Source organism: Methanolobus psychrotolerans, assembly GCF_002243045.1.
Classification (GTDB): domain Archaea; phylum Halobacteriota; class Methanosarcinia; order Methanosarcinales; family Methanosarcinaceae; genus Methanolobus; species Methanolobus psychrotolerans.
In genome coordinates this window covers 21,432-36,219 of sequence record NZ_MBKP01000004.1, presented here as the reverse complement: position 1 = coordinate 36,219, position 14,788 = coordinate 21,432, and the positions used below count along the sequence as shown (strand labels likewise).

The following is a 14,788-nucleotide window of genomic DNA, read 5'->3' as shown; positions in this document are numbered from 1 at the left end:
GAGGATAGGAAATGAAGGGGACTAGTGTAAAATGGGGGCTGTTTTTACTGGCAGCCATCATATTAGCATCTGTGGTCAGCAGTTTTACAGCTGCAGCAGAAGCTACAAAGTTTGGGGAATATTCTGCTGATGACTTTACATATGAGAGTAGATGTCGTCAATGCCATGCCATTATTTATGGACAATGGGAAGGCACAATGCATTTCAATGCATATCTGGACCCTTTCTACCTGGAAGAAGTAAAAGTTGCAAGCATAGACACTGACGGACTTGTAGACGAATTTTGTGCTCGTTGCCACACACCTATAGGCGTTGTATCAGGTGAGATACCACCCATAGACGGATCAGGAATGAGTGACATTTCCAAGCTTGGAGTACAGTGTGATTTCTGCCATGTAATATCAGGAAGTGACGGAATAGGCAATGCACCCTTCATAATTACCCCCGGAGATATTAAATGGGGACCATTTGAAGACTCAAAATCTGCATATCATGATTCTGAATACCTCAAGCTATACACCCAGGCAGAATATTGCGGCATGTGCCATGAAGTGATACATCCCGTAAACGGACTTGTTATAGATGACACGTATTCAACCTGGAAGGACAGCCAGTATGGCAAAGACAATGTGGTCTGCCAGGATTGCCATATGACAGAAGGCATCACAGAGTATAAAGCAAATCCCGGACGCTCGGGGTCAGGTGCCCCTAAAAGAGAACACATCTCATTACATGCAATAACGGGTGGAAATGCATTCATCCCCATGATATTTGGTGCTGAAGACGTAGCTAAAATGGCTACTGAAAGACTTCAGAACGCTGCTACCCTAGAGGTAAGAGCACCGGAAGTTGCATCCGCAGGAGAAGAGGTAATTATTGAAGTATCCATCACAAATTCTGGAGCCGGGCACAATATACCAACCGGGGTTTCCGAGATAAGGCAAATATGGCTTGAAATGGTAGTCACAGACGCTGAAGGTCATGAGATTTACAGTGCCGGAACCCTTGACACCGAGGGAAGTATCAAGTCAGCAAAGAGAATTTACAATAATGTACTCGGCGACAGTGAAGGTACCGCAACCGAAAGCTTCTGGCTGGCTGACAGGGTACTGGAGGATAACAGGATAGGACCAGAGAAAACTGTGGAGGAAAAGCACACATTCATCCTCTCCGAAGATGTTGTTTATCCGCTGAAGGTGGAAACCAGCCTGAATTACAGGTCAGCATCCCAGGAACTTATCGATAAACTGTTTGAGAAGGGAACTTATGAAGTACCTGTAATACAGATGAACGAAGCTTCCAATACAATATACCATCCTGATGCATCTCCTAAAGAGGGAACAGAGCCAACGCCAGGATTTAGCACCTTTACTGCTACAATCGCCCTTATCCTGAGGATGTACATTAACAGAAAATAAAGGAGGAAATGAAAAATGCCACCAAAGGTAGATAAGAACAAATGTGAAGGAATAGGTGCATGTTCTGAATCATGCCCAACTGATGTTATAGACATTGAAGCAGACGAGAACGGAGAACTCAAATCCGTCATCGCACGCCCTGATGACTGTGTGGAATGCGGCAACTGTGTTGATGCCTGTCCCACAGAAGCAATAACATTGGACTAAGACAAAACGGAGTGCCATAAATGTCCGATGACACCAGCATTCGGCTACTGGGAATCTCAGGCAGCCCCCGGAAGAAATCTACAGATTATATTGTCAATGAAGCTCTTAGATACGCACATGAAAAATATGGTGCAGAAATTGAATATTTTTCTGCTAGTGGCAAGAACATGAAATTCTGCATTCATTGCGATTACTGTGTCCGTAAAAAAGAAGGATGCATTCACAAGGATGACCTTGTGGAGCTCTATGACAAAATGCTCTGGGCTGATGCCTGGATAATTGGCACTCCCGTATATCAAGGCACTTTAAGTGCCCAGACAAAAACCATAATTGACCGGTGCCGTGCGGTTGTTGCCCGTGACCCGAAGGCCTTCATGAACAAAGTAGGTGCCGCAACTGCAGTTGGCGGAGACAGGATCGGAGGGCAGGAACCGGCAATACAGGCAATTATCAACTTTTATGTTATCAGTGAGATGATACCCGTTGGAGGCGGCTCCTTTGGATCGAACCTGGGAGGAACTTTCTGGTCAAAGGACAAGGGTGCTGAAGGAGTTGCTGAAGATTCAGAAGGGATCCGAAGCCTTCACAGAACCATCAACAAACTAATGAAGACTGCCATCACAATGAAAAATATCCGGTAGGAGGTGCAAGCCTGGAGTTTGAAGAACCTGTAACCGAAATAATAAAAAGAGCATACAATGTGAAGAGCTTCCGGTTCAGAAGGCCTGATGGATTTGTTTACAAAGCAGGGCAATACATCACAGTCGCACTCAATGCCAACGGGAAAAAGATGAGCAAGGCGTTCAGCCTGTCAAGCAGTCCCACTGAAAAAGACCATATTGAATTTACAAAGAAGCTTACAGGTCATGAATTCTCCAATATGCTGGATTACATGGAAACAGGAGATGTCGCAGATATAAAAGGACCTTTTGGAAAGATGACCTTTGAAGGAGAATATGAGAAGATAGCACTCCTGAGCGGTGGAATCGGCATCACCCCGATGATCAGCATATGTAAATGTTGCACTGATATGAAGCTCAGTACGGATATTATGCTGATATGCAGTGACAAGACTGAGCAGGACATGATATTTGTAGAAGAACTCGAAGAAATGAAAGTGAAGAATCCCGGACTGAAAGTGTTCAATACCCTCACAAGAGCCTCAGAGGAATGGACAGGATGCCGGGAGCGTATATGTGAGAACCTGCTCCTGAGAGAAGTGCCGGATTATGCAGAGAGGGTATTCTACGTCTGCGGGCCACCCCCGATGGTGGATTCAATGATGGAGATGCTACACAATATACAAATATCCGATAGCAAGATCAACAAGGAATCGTTGATAGGATATTAATTAAGCTATACATGAGGTGAGGAAGGATTATGAAAAGAATAGCATGGGGAATTACCGGGTCAGGAGACCTGATAAAAGAAACATACGACGTAATGGTCGATATCAAGAAGAAGAGCAACATCGAGATAATGGTATTCTTGTCCAAGGAAGGCGAAACCGTCATGAAATGGTACCGTATGTGGAATGATATACAAAAGGACTTTCCTAATTTCAAGACTGATGCAGGACCTAATTCTCCTTTCATCGCTGGCCCCTTGCAAGTAGGATATTACGATGCCCTTATCATTGCCCCTACAACCTCAAACACCGTGGCTAAGATTGTATACGGCATTGCAGATACCCTTGTCACAAACGTTGTTGCACAAACCGCAAAGGGAAAAACACCCATTTACATCCTTCCTGTTGACCAGAAAAGAGGCACATTGAAGACAGTATCCCCGGAAGGACGTGTGATGGAATTAAAAATGCGTGAAGTAGATGTATCCAATACCGAGAAACTCATGCAGATGGAGAACATAACTGTACTCAAAAAACCTGAAGACATCTATGAATTACTTGGCGTCAGTAAGGACTAGAAGAAAGTATAACCCTCCCGGAGATAGATATCGGGCAGATTGCCAACTATATCGCCCAGTTTCCTGACAGACCGGAATGTGGCATATGCCGCAATGAAACTGTCCAGGGCATCCCCATCCTTATTATGTATGATTTCTTCCCTGAGGATTTCCGGGATAGTTATTCCTTTGCAGAGCATTTCATCCAGGATATGTTCTCTTGTCTTTTTCTCTTTTTCAGACCTGCCTTTATAAGTAATGTACAGGCCCTCACTTTTTAGTGTTGATGCCGGACATATCTCCATAAGCCACGGTTTATCATTCAGTGGTTTCTGCATTGGCAGTACACAGACTTTACCAGCCATTACAAGAGGACGCACAACATCACAAATCCCATGATATGTCTGTTTGAATACCCAGAGATTATACACGCTAAAAGGTGCTTTGACCTCAACATCTGTCAGACGCTTTAACTCAGTATTCCCCCCTGCTGCCTGCATAGCCTTTCGAAATTCGTCTGCAGAGTGATACTCACAAGGAAAATCAGATACAAAAGAATACCAGTCCTTTCCGGACATCAATTGTTCCGGAAGACTGAAAGGAAAATCCATCCCGAAAACAGAATTTCTGCTTGAAACAATCAGGTCACACAAAGCAGAAAGACAAAGCTCACGATCTTTGAACTTACCAGGAACAAGGTCATATGCAGGATAACAGTTGAGAAGGAAGAGTGCATCTCCCTCTGCAACACATTCACTTATCCATATTTTGCGGCCTGCATCCTTTGCACCACTGAAATCAACTCCATATATTCTGCGTGTTCTTCCGGCAGCATCAAAGGTCATGTATAATTCCGGTTCAATTATCGCGCAGGCCTCTGATGAACTCATCTGTCATCACATAGGCTTCATCATCTGTGAACTGCTTTGGGGGATGCTTCATGAAATAGGATGACGGAGAGTACAAAATGCCACCGATACCCCTTTCAAGGGCAATCTTACAGCACCGGATAGCATCAATGACCACGCCAGCGGAGTTTGGAGAATCCTCTACTGAGAGACGAAGCTCCAGGTTCATAGGCACATCGCCGAAAAGCTTACCTTCCATTCGAAGGAAGCAGACTTTGTTATCGTTCTGCCATGGCACGTAGTCACTAGGACCGACGTGGATGTTGTCATCGTCCATTCTCTGACCAGCTACGGACTGGACCGCTTCGGTCTTTGACTCCTTCTTTGAAGCAAGCCTGCTCCTGTTAAGCATGTTAAGGAAGTCAGTGTTTCCCCCCGTGTTAAGCTGGTATGTCCTCTCGAGTTTGACACCACGTTTGCGGAAGAGGTCTACAAGGGTCCTGTGGGTGATAGTTGCACCAAGCTGAGCCTTTATGTCATCACCTATTATGGGAATACCTTTTTTCTTGAATTTCTCAGCCCATTCTGGATTGCTTACGATGAAAACAGGCATATTGTTAATGTATGCAACTCCTGCATCAAGGGCACATTCAGCATAGAAACAGGTGGCTTGTTCAGAGCCTACAGGAAGATAATTAAGTAATACATCTGCACCTGACTCCTTCAATTCATTCACTACAAATTCTTTGTTGGCTTCCTTTTCAGTGGAAGGAATAAATCTCCGGTTATCGCTGTAATTTAGCATATGTTCAGAAACACCGTCAAGAATACACCCCATTTTGACGATTGCACCGGTTTTAGGCACCTCATGGCAAAATACCGCCGTACAGTTAGGTGGTGCAAAAATGGCCTCCGAAACATCCCTTCCAACTTTCCTTTCGTCAATATCAAAGGCAGCAACTACTTCAATGTCAAATGGCCTGTACCCACCAATATCCCAGTGCATAAGACCTACTGCATCTTTTTCCTCTTTGTTTTTGTAATATTCAATGCCTTGAATCAGAGAGCTTGCACAATTACCAATGCCTGCAATTGCGATCTTGATTTTGTCCATTCAACTACCTCTATAATAAAAATGATTTTTTAAAACCAATGACAGATAAATATAAGCACATTAATGTATTGTTACAAATAAAAAGTTTTCTAAATAGGGGATGGTTGCCAACTTTTATATGGGAATATAATTGCAGGAAGATGAAGCAGAGCTCGAAAGATATATTAAGCCAGAATTAAATAATATTTAACACAGTGGGTTTTGCCTTCGTTCGACAGGCGGGCGTTGGTACTTTAAGTATGATAACTAATTGCTCTATAGGAGATTTTAAGATGAAAGATATACTACACGAGATCGCAGAAGAGCTGGATAAACTAAAATCAATAGACCAAGCAATTGCTCTGGCAATAGAACTTGAAGAGGAGGGGATGGAGTATTACAGCGAAAAAGCATCCGTTATGAAGAACGAGACTGCAAGCAAATTATACATATTCCTTGCCGACGAAGAGAAAAAACATTCCGGTTACCTTATGCAATATAGGGAAAGCAAGCAGATCCCGGAAGTTGAATTCATTTATCCTAAATTCGAGGCATCTTTCACCGAGGAATTCTCAGATGAGAAACTCGAAGAAGTAGGCATACTTCTTGCAGCCTTACGGTTTGAACACAAGAGCGAATATTTCTATACAGAGCTTGCAAAAAGAGCAGAGGATGATGAGCAGCGAGCATTCTTTGAGAAGGTGGCTGCTGCTGAAAGAGGTCATTACATGATAATTGACGAGTTACTTGGCGCTGCAACTGAATTCAGAATGCAGACATGAATCAGAGGGATGTTTATGGATGATTACAAACCACTCGAGCTGGCCAAAGGTATATACTGGGTAGGTGTAGTTGACTGGAACCTGCGTGATTTCCACGGATACGAAACACCAAAAGGTGGCAGTTATAACGCATACCTTATAGTTGATGAGAAAATTGCCCTAGTAGATACTGTAAAAGCACCTTTTGCAGAAGAGATGCTCAAACGCATCAGACAGATAGTCGATCCAGCAAAGATAGACTATGTTATTTCCAACCACGTTGAGATGGACCATTCTAGCTCCATATCAACTATTATGGACATTGCGCCCAACGCAAAGTTGTTTGCATCATCCAAAGGACAGACAGGACTTTCCGAGTATTACAAAGAGGAAGGTTTTGACAAATGGGATCTGCGAATAGTTGGGACCGGGGATGAATTGAGCCTTGGTAAAAGGACTTTAATGTTCATAGAAGCCACTATGCTGCACTGGCCGGACAGCATGCAGACATATGTGAAAGAGGACAGGATTCTCTTTTCAAATGATGCTTTCGGGCAGCATATTGCAACCTCAAAACGTTTTGATGATGAAGTTGATGATGTAATGGCAGATGCGGGCATATACTATGCTAACATCCTGTTACCATTCGGATCACAGGTACTCAAATATGTTGACAAGCTGAAAAAGCTTGATGTCAACCCTCAAATGATAGCCCCAGCACATGGAGTGATCTGGAGAAAGAGTATACAGGAAATTGTGGAAGCATATGAAAAGTGGGCAAGGGGAGATACTGTCCCGAAAGTGCTTGTTATCTATGACACCATGTGGGGAAGCACTGAGAAAATGGCTATGGAGATAGTTGAAGGGGCAAGAGCAACAGGGGTAGAAGTGCGTCTGAGGCACCTGCGTAAGAACGACTGGAGCATGACCATGAAAGAACTCATGGATGCACCGGTCGTTGCGATAGGCTCACCCACAATGAACAACGGAATGTTCTTTACCGTGTCCGGATTTCTCAGTTATATGAAAGGACTGCGACCCAAAGGCAAGAAATACTTCCTGTTCGGCTCTTACGGATGGGGCGGCGGGGCTGTAAAGGGAATGGAGAAGGAGCTGGAAAGCGGAAAATTCGAACTTGCCATGGAAAGTATGCAGGTTAAATTCAGACCTTATGAAGAAGATAAAAAAGCTTGCCGTGATATCGGCTACAAGCTTGGTGAAATGGCTAAAGAGAATGCAAAATATTAAATTAATGGAAATTAATGTTGATATGAAAATACCGAGAGTGTTAAAATGAGATTCGAAAATGATCTAGAAGCCGAATTCTATGACAGGTCAAAGAAAAATGCGGAAACGACCGGATACAAACTCAATACTGACTGGGATGTTATCACAACTGCCGTAAAGGGCATTTGCAACAATAAGAAACAGTATGGTGAATGGTACTGCTTCTGCCAGAAAAGAACCGGAGACAAGGAACAGGATAAAAAGATTATCTGTCCGTGTGCTGCAAGAGCCAGAGATGTTGAAATGCGTGGCGCATGCAAATGCGGACTTTACATAAAGTAACTTAAAATATTCTTTTTGATTGGTGAAAATGGAGTTGTAAATACTCCTGATAATCTTTTTTCCATATCTAATATCCTAATTCATATGACAGCGGAAGAGGAAAACCTGGAAAAAACAGAAAATGAAAAAGACACTGGAGATAGTCCAAGAGACAGGAACAGATTATCCGATATCTGCGCGGACATAAAGATCAGCCAGATAATGTCAAAAGAGGCCACTATCATAAAGGATGATGAACCTATTGAAGCTATCATTGAACTCATGGCAAGGACACCTTACCACAGTTTCCCCGTCCTGAATTCAGATGGGGAACTGGTTGGTGTTATCGACCAGGACACCATACTTGAATTACTCTTTTTTGAAAGAAGCCACCGAGACCACCATACCCATTTGATGGCCATAAAGGCATTGAGTGAAGAAGCAGCCACCCTTATGGTGCATCACCCGGTCACAATTTTCCATGATGCCAGCCTCTGTGATGCAGCGGACCTCATGATAAAACACCATATTGACCGCTTATGTGTTGTTCACGATAAAAAACTGCTTGGTGTCGTTTCAAAATCAGACATCATTAAAAAGATATACGAATTACGGGGAAAATGACCAATGGAAACTCTTCTCCAGATAATGGTCATACTGTTTTTGGCAAGGATCTTCAGTGAATTTGGTGAAAGACTTGGGCTGCCCGGTATCGTTGGAGAGATAGGGGCCGGGTTTATCTTTGCACTTGTTTTAAAGCCTGCTGATATTGAGACTTTTTCATTCTTTGCCGAACTGGGAGCTATATTCCTGCTATTTACTGCAGGTTACAAAGAAGTTCATGTAAAAGACCTGAAAGCTGCATCAACAAGTGCACTTATTCCTACAGCATCACAAATAATTGTTGCATTTGGCTTGGGATTCATGCTCGGGGAAATGTTTGGTTTTGGGTTTGCAGAGAGCCTTTTCATGGCTGTTGCCTTCAGTCCTACAAGCATCAGTGTTGTAGTTAAAACGTTGATAGATACTGATTACCTATCAAGTAAACCAGGTTCAATGATGCTGACATCAGCAGTATTCGATGATATTATTGGCATATTCCTGTTATCCATTGTAATATCCGTTGCAACAATCAGCCAGTTCCCGTCGGGTATTCAGATACTCTTGACCCTAGGGCAGATAGTGGTGTTCATACTTATCATGGGCTTTTTGGGATGGAAGATATTTCCCTTTCTTTTTAAGTACATTCAAAAAATGCACACAAAAGAATCACTGTTCTCTTTTGTGCTACTCATTGCACTGTTCTCGGCATACCTGGCCGAGGTCTTTGGGCTGCATGCCGTCATTGGTGCTTTTTTTGGCGGGATAATCCTCTCAGACCTGCCGCTTGCAAAGATAGAGACCGTACAGAAAAAGGTTAGTGGTATTGCCTATGGATTTTTTACACCCATGTTCTTTGCTTTCATCGGGCTTTCGATGAAAACCGAAGTATTATTCACAGCAGGGACTTTTACTATCCTTGTTATCATATTTGCCCTTTCTGGAAAACTGATAGGAGGATTCATTGGTACTAAACTGGCAGGTTTTACTACAAAGGATAGCCTGATATTTGGAATAGGCATGATGCCGCGTGCAGGAGTTGAACTTGTGGTCATAGCCATAGGAAAAGAACTTGAGATAATCAGCAATGAAGTATTCTCTGCCATTGTATTGATGGTTGTCATTTCAATCATTATTTCCCCCATACTACTGGAAATGTCCATCAGATACAAAGAAAAAGGATTAATAGCATCTTAGTAGGCAAATATCCGGGACAACAATTTACTTAAATTATTGAATTAGATGATTAATAAGGACCATCTTTTGGTAAAGGAGGGAGTATTATAACTAATAATATGGGATTTTGTAAGTTTTCCAATAATGACAGAAAAGAAGATAGCCTGGAAGAAGACACAAATCCGGAAATTGTGGAATGCAATACCGAATCAATAGATATGGACAAAAAGATGGAGCTTCGTATTAAAGCCCTTGAGGGATTGGTGAACAACAGCGGAATGATAGCATTCCTGCGCAGCCCGAAGGAAGATGCACCGTTTGAATTCATTTCTACAGGAATAGAAGCTCTTGGATATAAGGTTGAAGACTTCACTTCCGGCAAAGTTACATTCAAAGACCTTATACACCCCGATGATGCTGACCGCATACACCTGGAACTTATCGAGAATGCATTGGAAGGCGCGAATGACCTCAGGCAGACATATCGGTTCAGAACGAAAAAAGGGCATGTGCGGATAGTAGAGGACAGAACCGCTATTATGAGAGATGAGAATGGAAAGGTCATATACTATCAGGGAGTTCTGGAAGATATAACCGATAACCAATGACCTGAAATAAGGCAGGTGTGAGCATATCCCGCGTTTTTGCAATAAGCGAAACTTTCTACGATATAATATTCACTAAAGGGAAACCTATTTCTGCCTGCCCGGGCGGAGCTATGCTCAATAGTTCTATCTCACTTGGACGGTCAGGTGTTCCGGTTTCACTTATAAGTGAGTTTGGCCGTGACAATATAGGAAATATTATATTTGAATTTCTCAGGGATAACAAAGTATCCACCGATTATCTCTGCCTGTACGACGGAAACTCGCCTTTATCACTTGCTTTTTTAGACAACAGGAATGATGCTACCTATGAGTTCTACGAAAAGTTTCCAAAAAAGCGCCTTCTAATAGATATCCCATGCTTTTCTCCGGATGACATTGTAATGTTTGGCTCCATCCTGTCTGTTACAAAGGAAGCCAGGACTAAGCTGGAAGAATTAATCAATGCTGCAAAGAATGCCGGCTCCACTGTCCTGTATGACCCAAATTTCCGGTCATCACAACTTTTTAGGATAGAGGAAATAAGATCCATGATATTCGAAAACATAGCATACTCAAATATTGTAAGAGCTTCAGATGAGGATATGAGAATGATACAGGGTTGCAGAAGCTCAGAGGAAGCATACGGGTTCATAAAAGAGAATGGCTGTGATTACCTTATATATACCGCAAGTTCCGATGGCGTGTATCTGAAGACACCTTCATGTTCAAAATACTACAAAGTCCCTGCAATAGAAACTATCAGCACAGTGGGTGCAGGAGACAGTTTCAACGCAGGCATTGTCTACATGTTGCATGCAAGAAAGGACAGGAATCTGGAAAATATTACTGAGCAGGTATGGGATGAGATTATCGGAAAAGCGATTGATTTCTCATCTCACGTATGCATGAGCAATGAGAACTATATATCCCACGATTTTGCCAGGTTTCAAAAGGATATATCGCCAGTAACAATTATAGTATAAAGTATCCTATTATACAGAAAAGCACACAGGGAGTAAATAGAATGGGAAAAGCACCCACGGAAATCGAGAATATATTCAAGGACCTCCAGAGTTCCGAAACCGGGCTTTCCATGCAGGAAGCCTTTGAAAGGTTGCAGAAGTATGGAAAGAACGAACTTGAAGAGAAAAAGAAAACTACTGCTTTGAAGGTCTTTGCCAGCCAGTTCATGAACCTGATAGTCTGGGTACTTGTAGCTGCTGCCGTTATTTCCCTGCTAATAGGCGAAGTGATTGATTTCTGGGTGATAATGTTCACAATTACCGTTGTTATTGTACTTGGTTTTATTCAGGAGTACAGGGCTGAAAAGGCAATGGAAGCTCTCAAGAGTATAGTACAGCCCGAAACAACTGTAATCAGGGATCGTAAACTTAGGAAAATACTCACCGAGGAGATCGTTCCCGGTGATGTGCTTGTCCTTGAAACAGGGGACAAAATCCCTGCAGACGCCGTCGTTTTTGAAGTTGTTGCCCTGAGAATAGATGAATCCGCCCTGACAGGGGAAAGCGTTCCTGTCGGTAAAGCCAAAAGTGAGAATATCTTTGCCGGTACCCAACTGGTACACGGAAAATGCAAGGCAGTGGTAAATGCAACAGGAATGCAGACAAAGATTGGCCAGATAGCCAGTCTTATACAGACAAAAGAGGAAGATACTCCCTTACAGATCAAGATAACAAAACTATCCCTTATCCTCGCAGTACTTGCAATATTTGCCTCTGCAATTACTTTTGCCATAGGTATTGCCATAGGCGCCCCACTTGCAGATATGCTGCTAATCTCACTTGCACTCGCAGTGGCAGCAGTGCCCGAAGGGTTGCCCCTTACACTTACAATAACCCTTGCATACGGCATGAAGAAAATGGCAGGACATAATGCCATTATAAGGAAGATGCTTGCTGTTGAAACCCTTGGATCCACAACAGTCATATGCACAGACAAAACAGGCACCCTCACCAAGAACGAGATGACCGTGGAAAAAATACTGGTCAGCGGAAACGTGCTTGAACTGACTGGTGCAGGGTACGTGCCAAAAGGAGAGTTCCTGAAAGGAGGTGATGCCATCGATGTGACAAGTGACCCTACCTCTGTCAAATTGCTAACTTCCATTGCCATGTGCAACAACTCTGCCATAGAAAAGAGACAGGATAAATGGGAAGTTATCGGCGACCCTACAGAAATAGCACTTACTGTTGCCGCTGCAAAGGGAGAACTGTGGAAAGATGAACTGGCAAAGAACTATGAGATGATCGAGGAGATTGTTTTCACATCCGAAAGAAAACTCATGACAACAGTCCATAGAACAGGAAATGGAATGATATCATTCACAAAGGGAGCGCCTGAATTTGTACTTCCCAAATGCAGCAATATTGAAAATAAAGGTAAGTTATACGCCATGAACCAGCAGGACATGGAAACAATACTGGAACAGAACCTCGAATTTGCAAGTTCGGCATATCGCGTGCTGGCAGTTGCATGCAAAGAAAGTCCAGGAGAGGAACTGGACGGGGAATTTGAGAAAGATATGACTTTCCTCGGGCTTGTTGCCATGATAGACCCTCCGCGTGAAGAGGTAAAAGGTGCTATGGAAATGTGCAAAGAAGCCGGTATCCAGGTTATTATGATAACAGGAGATAATCAGGAAACTGCAAAAGCTATAGCCAGGAGCATCGGACTTTTTGAGGAAAAAAAGGGATGCGGAGTTTATGAAGATGAAAAACTGCAACGTATAGCAGCCGACTGTGCAGTCACGGGAGATGAGCTTAACGAGTTGAGTGATGAAGAGTTTTCAATCGTTGCGGAAAACATCAGAGTGTATGCAAGGACAATGCCGGAGCAGAAGCTCAGGATCGTTGATGCCCTGCAGAGAAAAGGACATATTGTTGCCATGACAGGGGATGGTGTCAATGATGCGCCTGCACTTAAAAAAGCAGACATCGGTATTGCTATGGGAATCAAAGGTACTGATGTTGCAAAGGAATCAAGTGTAATGATCCTGCAGGACGATAATTTTGCCACAATCGTGGAAGCGGTGAAAGGTGGGAGAACAATCTACAATAATATAGAGAAGTTCATAACATACCTTATATCAAGGAACTTTACCCTGATCATACTTATTATGGCGGGCATCAGCCTTCTTGGTTTTGACCTCATCCCGCTGCTGGCACTACAGATACTTTTTATCAATATGTTCAACGAAATAATGCCTGCAATCTCACTTGGACTGGACCCTTCTGAAGACGGAATCATGAAAAAGCCTCCACGGGACCCGAATGATAATTTCCTGAAAAAAAGGAACCTGTTCCTGGTAATCTCTCTGGCATTCATAATGGGAATAGCATCTTTCCTTGTATTTGCCCTGAGCGACCCGGCAGGCGACACTGTCATGGCGAGAACGCTAACATTTGCAACCGTGGTCAGCATGATACTTTTCATACCGCTGGCATTCAGGTCACTTGAGCGATCCATCATCAGTATAGGCATCTTTACCAATAGACTCATGATAGCAGGCGTGCTAGCTACGTTCTTTGCCACTGTGTCAGTCATGTATATCCCCCGCCTGAACGAAGCATTCGGATTGGTGCCATTATCTCCGGGTGAATGGATTATGCCCATTGGTGTTGCTTTTGCAACATTCCTTTTCGCGGAGGGTCTGAAATACATTACAGGTCGCAGAAACTTAAATTGGAATTAGAGAATGGTACTTGAAAGCAAGACCATGATAGAAATTACAACTGTAATATACTAACATATATATATTTTAATTGCCTTTTATATTATGGTGAAAATCAATGTCGCTTATTACATGGTCCGATAAATACAGTATGCAAATAAAAGAGATAGATGACCAACACAAAGTCCTGGTAGGAATGATCAATGATCTTCATGAAGCCATGAAACAGGCAAAAAGTAAAGAAGTATCCCTGGAAATCATCAATAAAATGGCAGAATACACTAAATTCCATTTTTCCACTGAAGAGAAATACATGCAGCGCTTTGCATATCCTGATTATTCTAACCACAAACTTGAGCATGAAAAATTTGTGAAAAATGTGCTCAAATTCAGGGATGAATATGAGAAGGGGAAAGCTGGAGTCAGCTACGAAATACTGAACTTCCTTAAAGAATGGCTTGTAGGACATATCCAGTTAACAGATAAGAAGTATGCACCTCTGTTTATAGAAAAAGGCGTTAACTAATTTTTTTATTTGTTTTCAAAATCTTATTGCAAAACCTATTAATCCGTTAAACCTAATAATCCAACAGATGACAATACAGGAAACCGACGGATGTCAGGAGCCTTACATACTTCCAGATGAAACAACTCTGAAAGTCCATGAGGTCATGAAAGAGAATGTTGACACTCTGGTTTCCCTTTTTAAAGTGCTTTCAGATCCTGTCAGGATACGTATCCTCAAAGCCCTTCGGGTTAGTGAGCTGTGCGTCTGCGTTCTAGTGGAAATTACTGATTATAAACATTCTGCACTCTCATATCACCTGAAATTGCTCAAGGATGCAGAATTGGTGGATTCAAGACGGGACAAGAATTTTCAGATATATTATCTTACAGAGCCCGGGGAAAAAATGTTGAGGACAATTGAATCCTCATTCAAGAAAGAGATATGAG

17 protein-coding genes are annotated in these 14,788 nt (G+C 42.7%); 15 read left to right on the top strand and 2 right to left on the bottom strand.

Annotation, left to right across the window (positions count from 1 at the left end; all coding sequences use genetic code 11):
* Positions 1-11 precede the first annotated feature (11 nt).
* Genes BB781_RS01210 through afpA form a run of 5 tightly spaced genes read left to right on the top strand, consistent with a single transcriptional unit; the run spans position 12 to position 3,551 of the window.
* Positions 12-1,418: a multiheme c-type cytochrome gene (locus BB781_RS01210; RefSeq protein WP_094226678.1), complete on the top strand. Its 1,407-nt coding sequence runs from the start codon at positions 12-14 to the stop codon at positions 1,416-1,418.
* A gap of 15 nt (positions 1,419-1,433) precedes the next feature.
* The gene (locus BB781_RS01205) at positions 1,434-1,625 is read left to right on the top strand and encodes a 4Fe-4S dicluster domain-containing protein (RefSeq protein WP_094226677.1); all 192 of its coding nucleotides are present in this window, start codon (positions 1,434-1,436) and stop codon (positions 1,623-1,625) included.
* 20 nt (positions 1,626-1,645) lie between these two features.
* Positions 1,646-2,266 carry a flavodoxin family protein gene (locus tag BB781_RS01200; RefSeq protein ID WP_094226676.1) on the top strand — a complete coding sequence of 207 codons (621 nt, stop codon included), beginning with the start codon at positions 1,646-1,648 and terminating at the stop codon, positions 2,264-2,266.
* A gap of 11 nt (positions 2,267-2,277) precedes the next feature.
* Positions 2,278-2,976 (top strand): ferredoxin--NADP reductase, encoded by a 699-nt coding sequence (locus tag BB781_RS01195; protein ID WP_094226675.1) that lies wholly within the window; start codon positions 2,278-2,280, stop codon positions 2,974-2,976.
* Between the two features lie 29 nt (positions 2,977-3,005).
* The gene (gene afpA, locus BB781_RS01190) at positions 3,006-3,551 is read left to right on the top strand and encodes an archaeoflavoprotein AfpA (protein WP_094226674.1); all 546 of its coding nucleotides are present in this window, start codon (positions 3,006-3,008) and stop codon (positions 3,549-3,551) included.
* Here afpA and BB781_RS01185 read toward each other — a convergent pair.
* Both BB781_RS01185 and BB781_RS01180 read right to left on the bottom strand, forming a co-directional pair.
* Entirely contained in the window at positions 3,548-4,420 is an 873-nt protein-coding gene (locus tag BB781_RS01185) for a hypothetical protein (protein ID WP_094226673.1), read from the bottom strand. The genes afpA and BB781_RS01185 overlap by 4 nt on opposite strands.
* Complete coding sequence (locus BB781_RS01180; RefSeq protein ID WP_094226672.1) at positions 4,389-5,492, bottom strand: inositol-3-phosphate synthase; 1,104 nt, start codon at positions 5,490-5,492, stop codon at positions 4,389-4,391. The genes BB781_RS01185 and BB781_RS01180 overlap by 32 nt, the downstream gene beginning before the upstream one ends.
* Positions 5,493-5,764: 272 nt before the next feature.
* On the opposite strand from BB781_RS01180, the gene BB781_RS01175 reads away from it, so the two are divergent.
* The 10 genes from BB781_RS01175 (at position 5,765) to BB781_RS01130 (ending at position 14,787) form a co-directional block, all read left to right on the top strand.
* Positions 5,765-6,253 (top strand): ferritin family protein, encoded by a 489-nt coding sequence (locus BB781_RS01175; RefSeq protein WP_094226671.1) that lies wholly within the window; start codon positions 5,765-5,767, stop codon positions 6,251-6,253.
* Between the two features lie 15 nt (positions 6,254-6,268).
* Complete coding sequence (locus BB781_RS01170; RefSeq protein ID WP_094226670.1) at positions 6,269-7,480, top strand: FprA family A-type flavoprotein; 1,212 nt, start codon at positions 6,269-6,271, stop codon at positions 7,478-7,480.
* A gap of 45 nt (positions 7,481-7,525) precedes the next feature.
* Positions 7,526-7,801: a ferredoxin-thioredoxin reductase catalytic domain-containing protein gene (locus BB781_RS01165; RefSeq protein WP_094226669.1), complete on the top strand. Its 276-nt coding sequence runs from the start codon at positions 7,526-7,528 to the stop codon at positions 7,799-7,801.
* Positions 7,802-7,885: 84 nt separating this feature from the next.
* Positions 7,886-8,404, top strand: coding sequence for a CBS domain-containing protein (locus tag BB781_RS01160; protein WP_129582595.1), 519 nt, complete (start codon positions 7,886-7,888; stop codon positions 8,402-8,404).
* Between the two features lie 3 nt (positions 8,405-8,407).
* Entirely contained in the window at positions 8,408-9,577 is a 1,170-nt protein-coding gene (locus BB781_RS01155; protein WP_094226667.1) for a cation:proton antiporter, read from the top strand.
* 98 nt (positions 9,578-9,675) lie between these two features.
* On the top strand, positions 9,676-10,164 hold the full coding sequence (locus BB781_RS01150) for a PAS domain-containing protein (protein WP_094226666.1): 489 nt from the start codon (positions 9,676-9,678) through the stop codon (positions 10,162-10,164).
* Between the two features lie 17 nt (positions 10,165-10,181).
* A complete protein-coding gene (locus tag BB781_RS01145) occupies positions 10,182-11,126 on the top strand; it encodes a carbohydrate kinase family protein (protein WP_094226665.1) in 945 nt (314 codons plus the stop codon).
* A 41-nt stretch (positions 11,127-11,167) separates the two neighbouring features.
* On the top strand, positions 11,168-13,855 hold the full coding sequence (locus BB781_RS01140) for a cation-translocating P-type ATPase (RefSeq protein WP_094226664.1): 2,688 nt from the start codon (positions 11,168-11,170) through the stop codon (positions 13,853-13,855).
* A gap of 97 nt (positions 13,856-13,952) precedes the next feature.
* The gene (locus BB781_RS01135) at positions 13,953-14,360 is read left to right on the top strand and encodes a bacteriohemerythrin (RefSeq protein ID WP_094226663.1); all 408 of its coding nucleotides are present in this window, start codon (positions 13,953-13,955) and stop codon (positions 14,358-14,360) included.
* Positions 14,361-14,427: 67 nt separating this feature from the next.
* The gene (locus BB781_RS01130) at positions 14,428-14,787 is read left to right on the top strand and encodes an ArsR/SmtB family transcription factor (protein ID WP_094226662.1); all 360 of its coding nucleotides are present in this window, start codon (positions 14,428-14,430) and stop codon (positions 14,785-14,787) included.
* The last annotated feature ends 1 nt before the right edge of the window (position 14,788 follow it).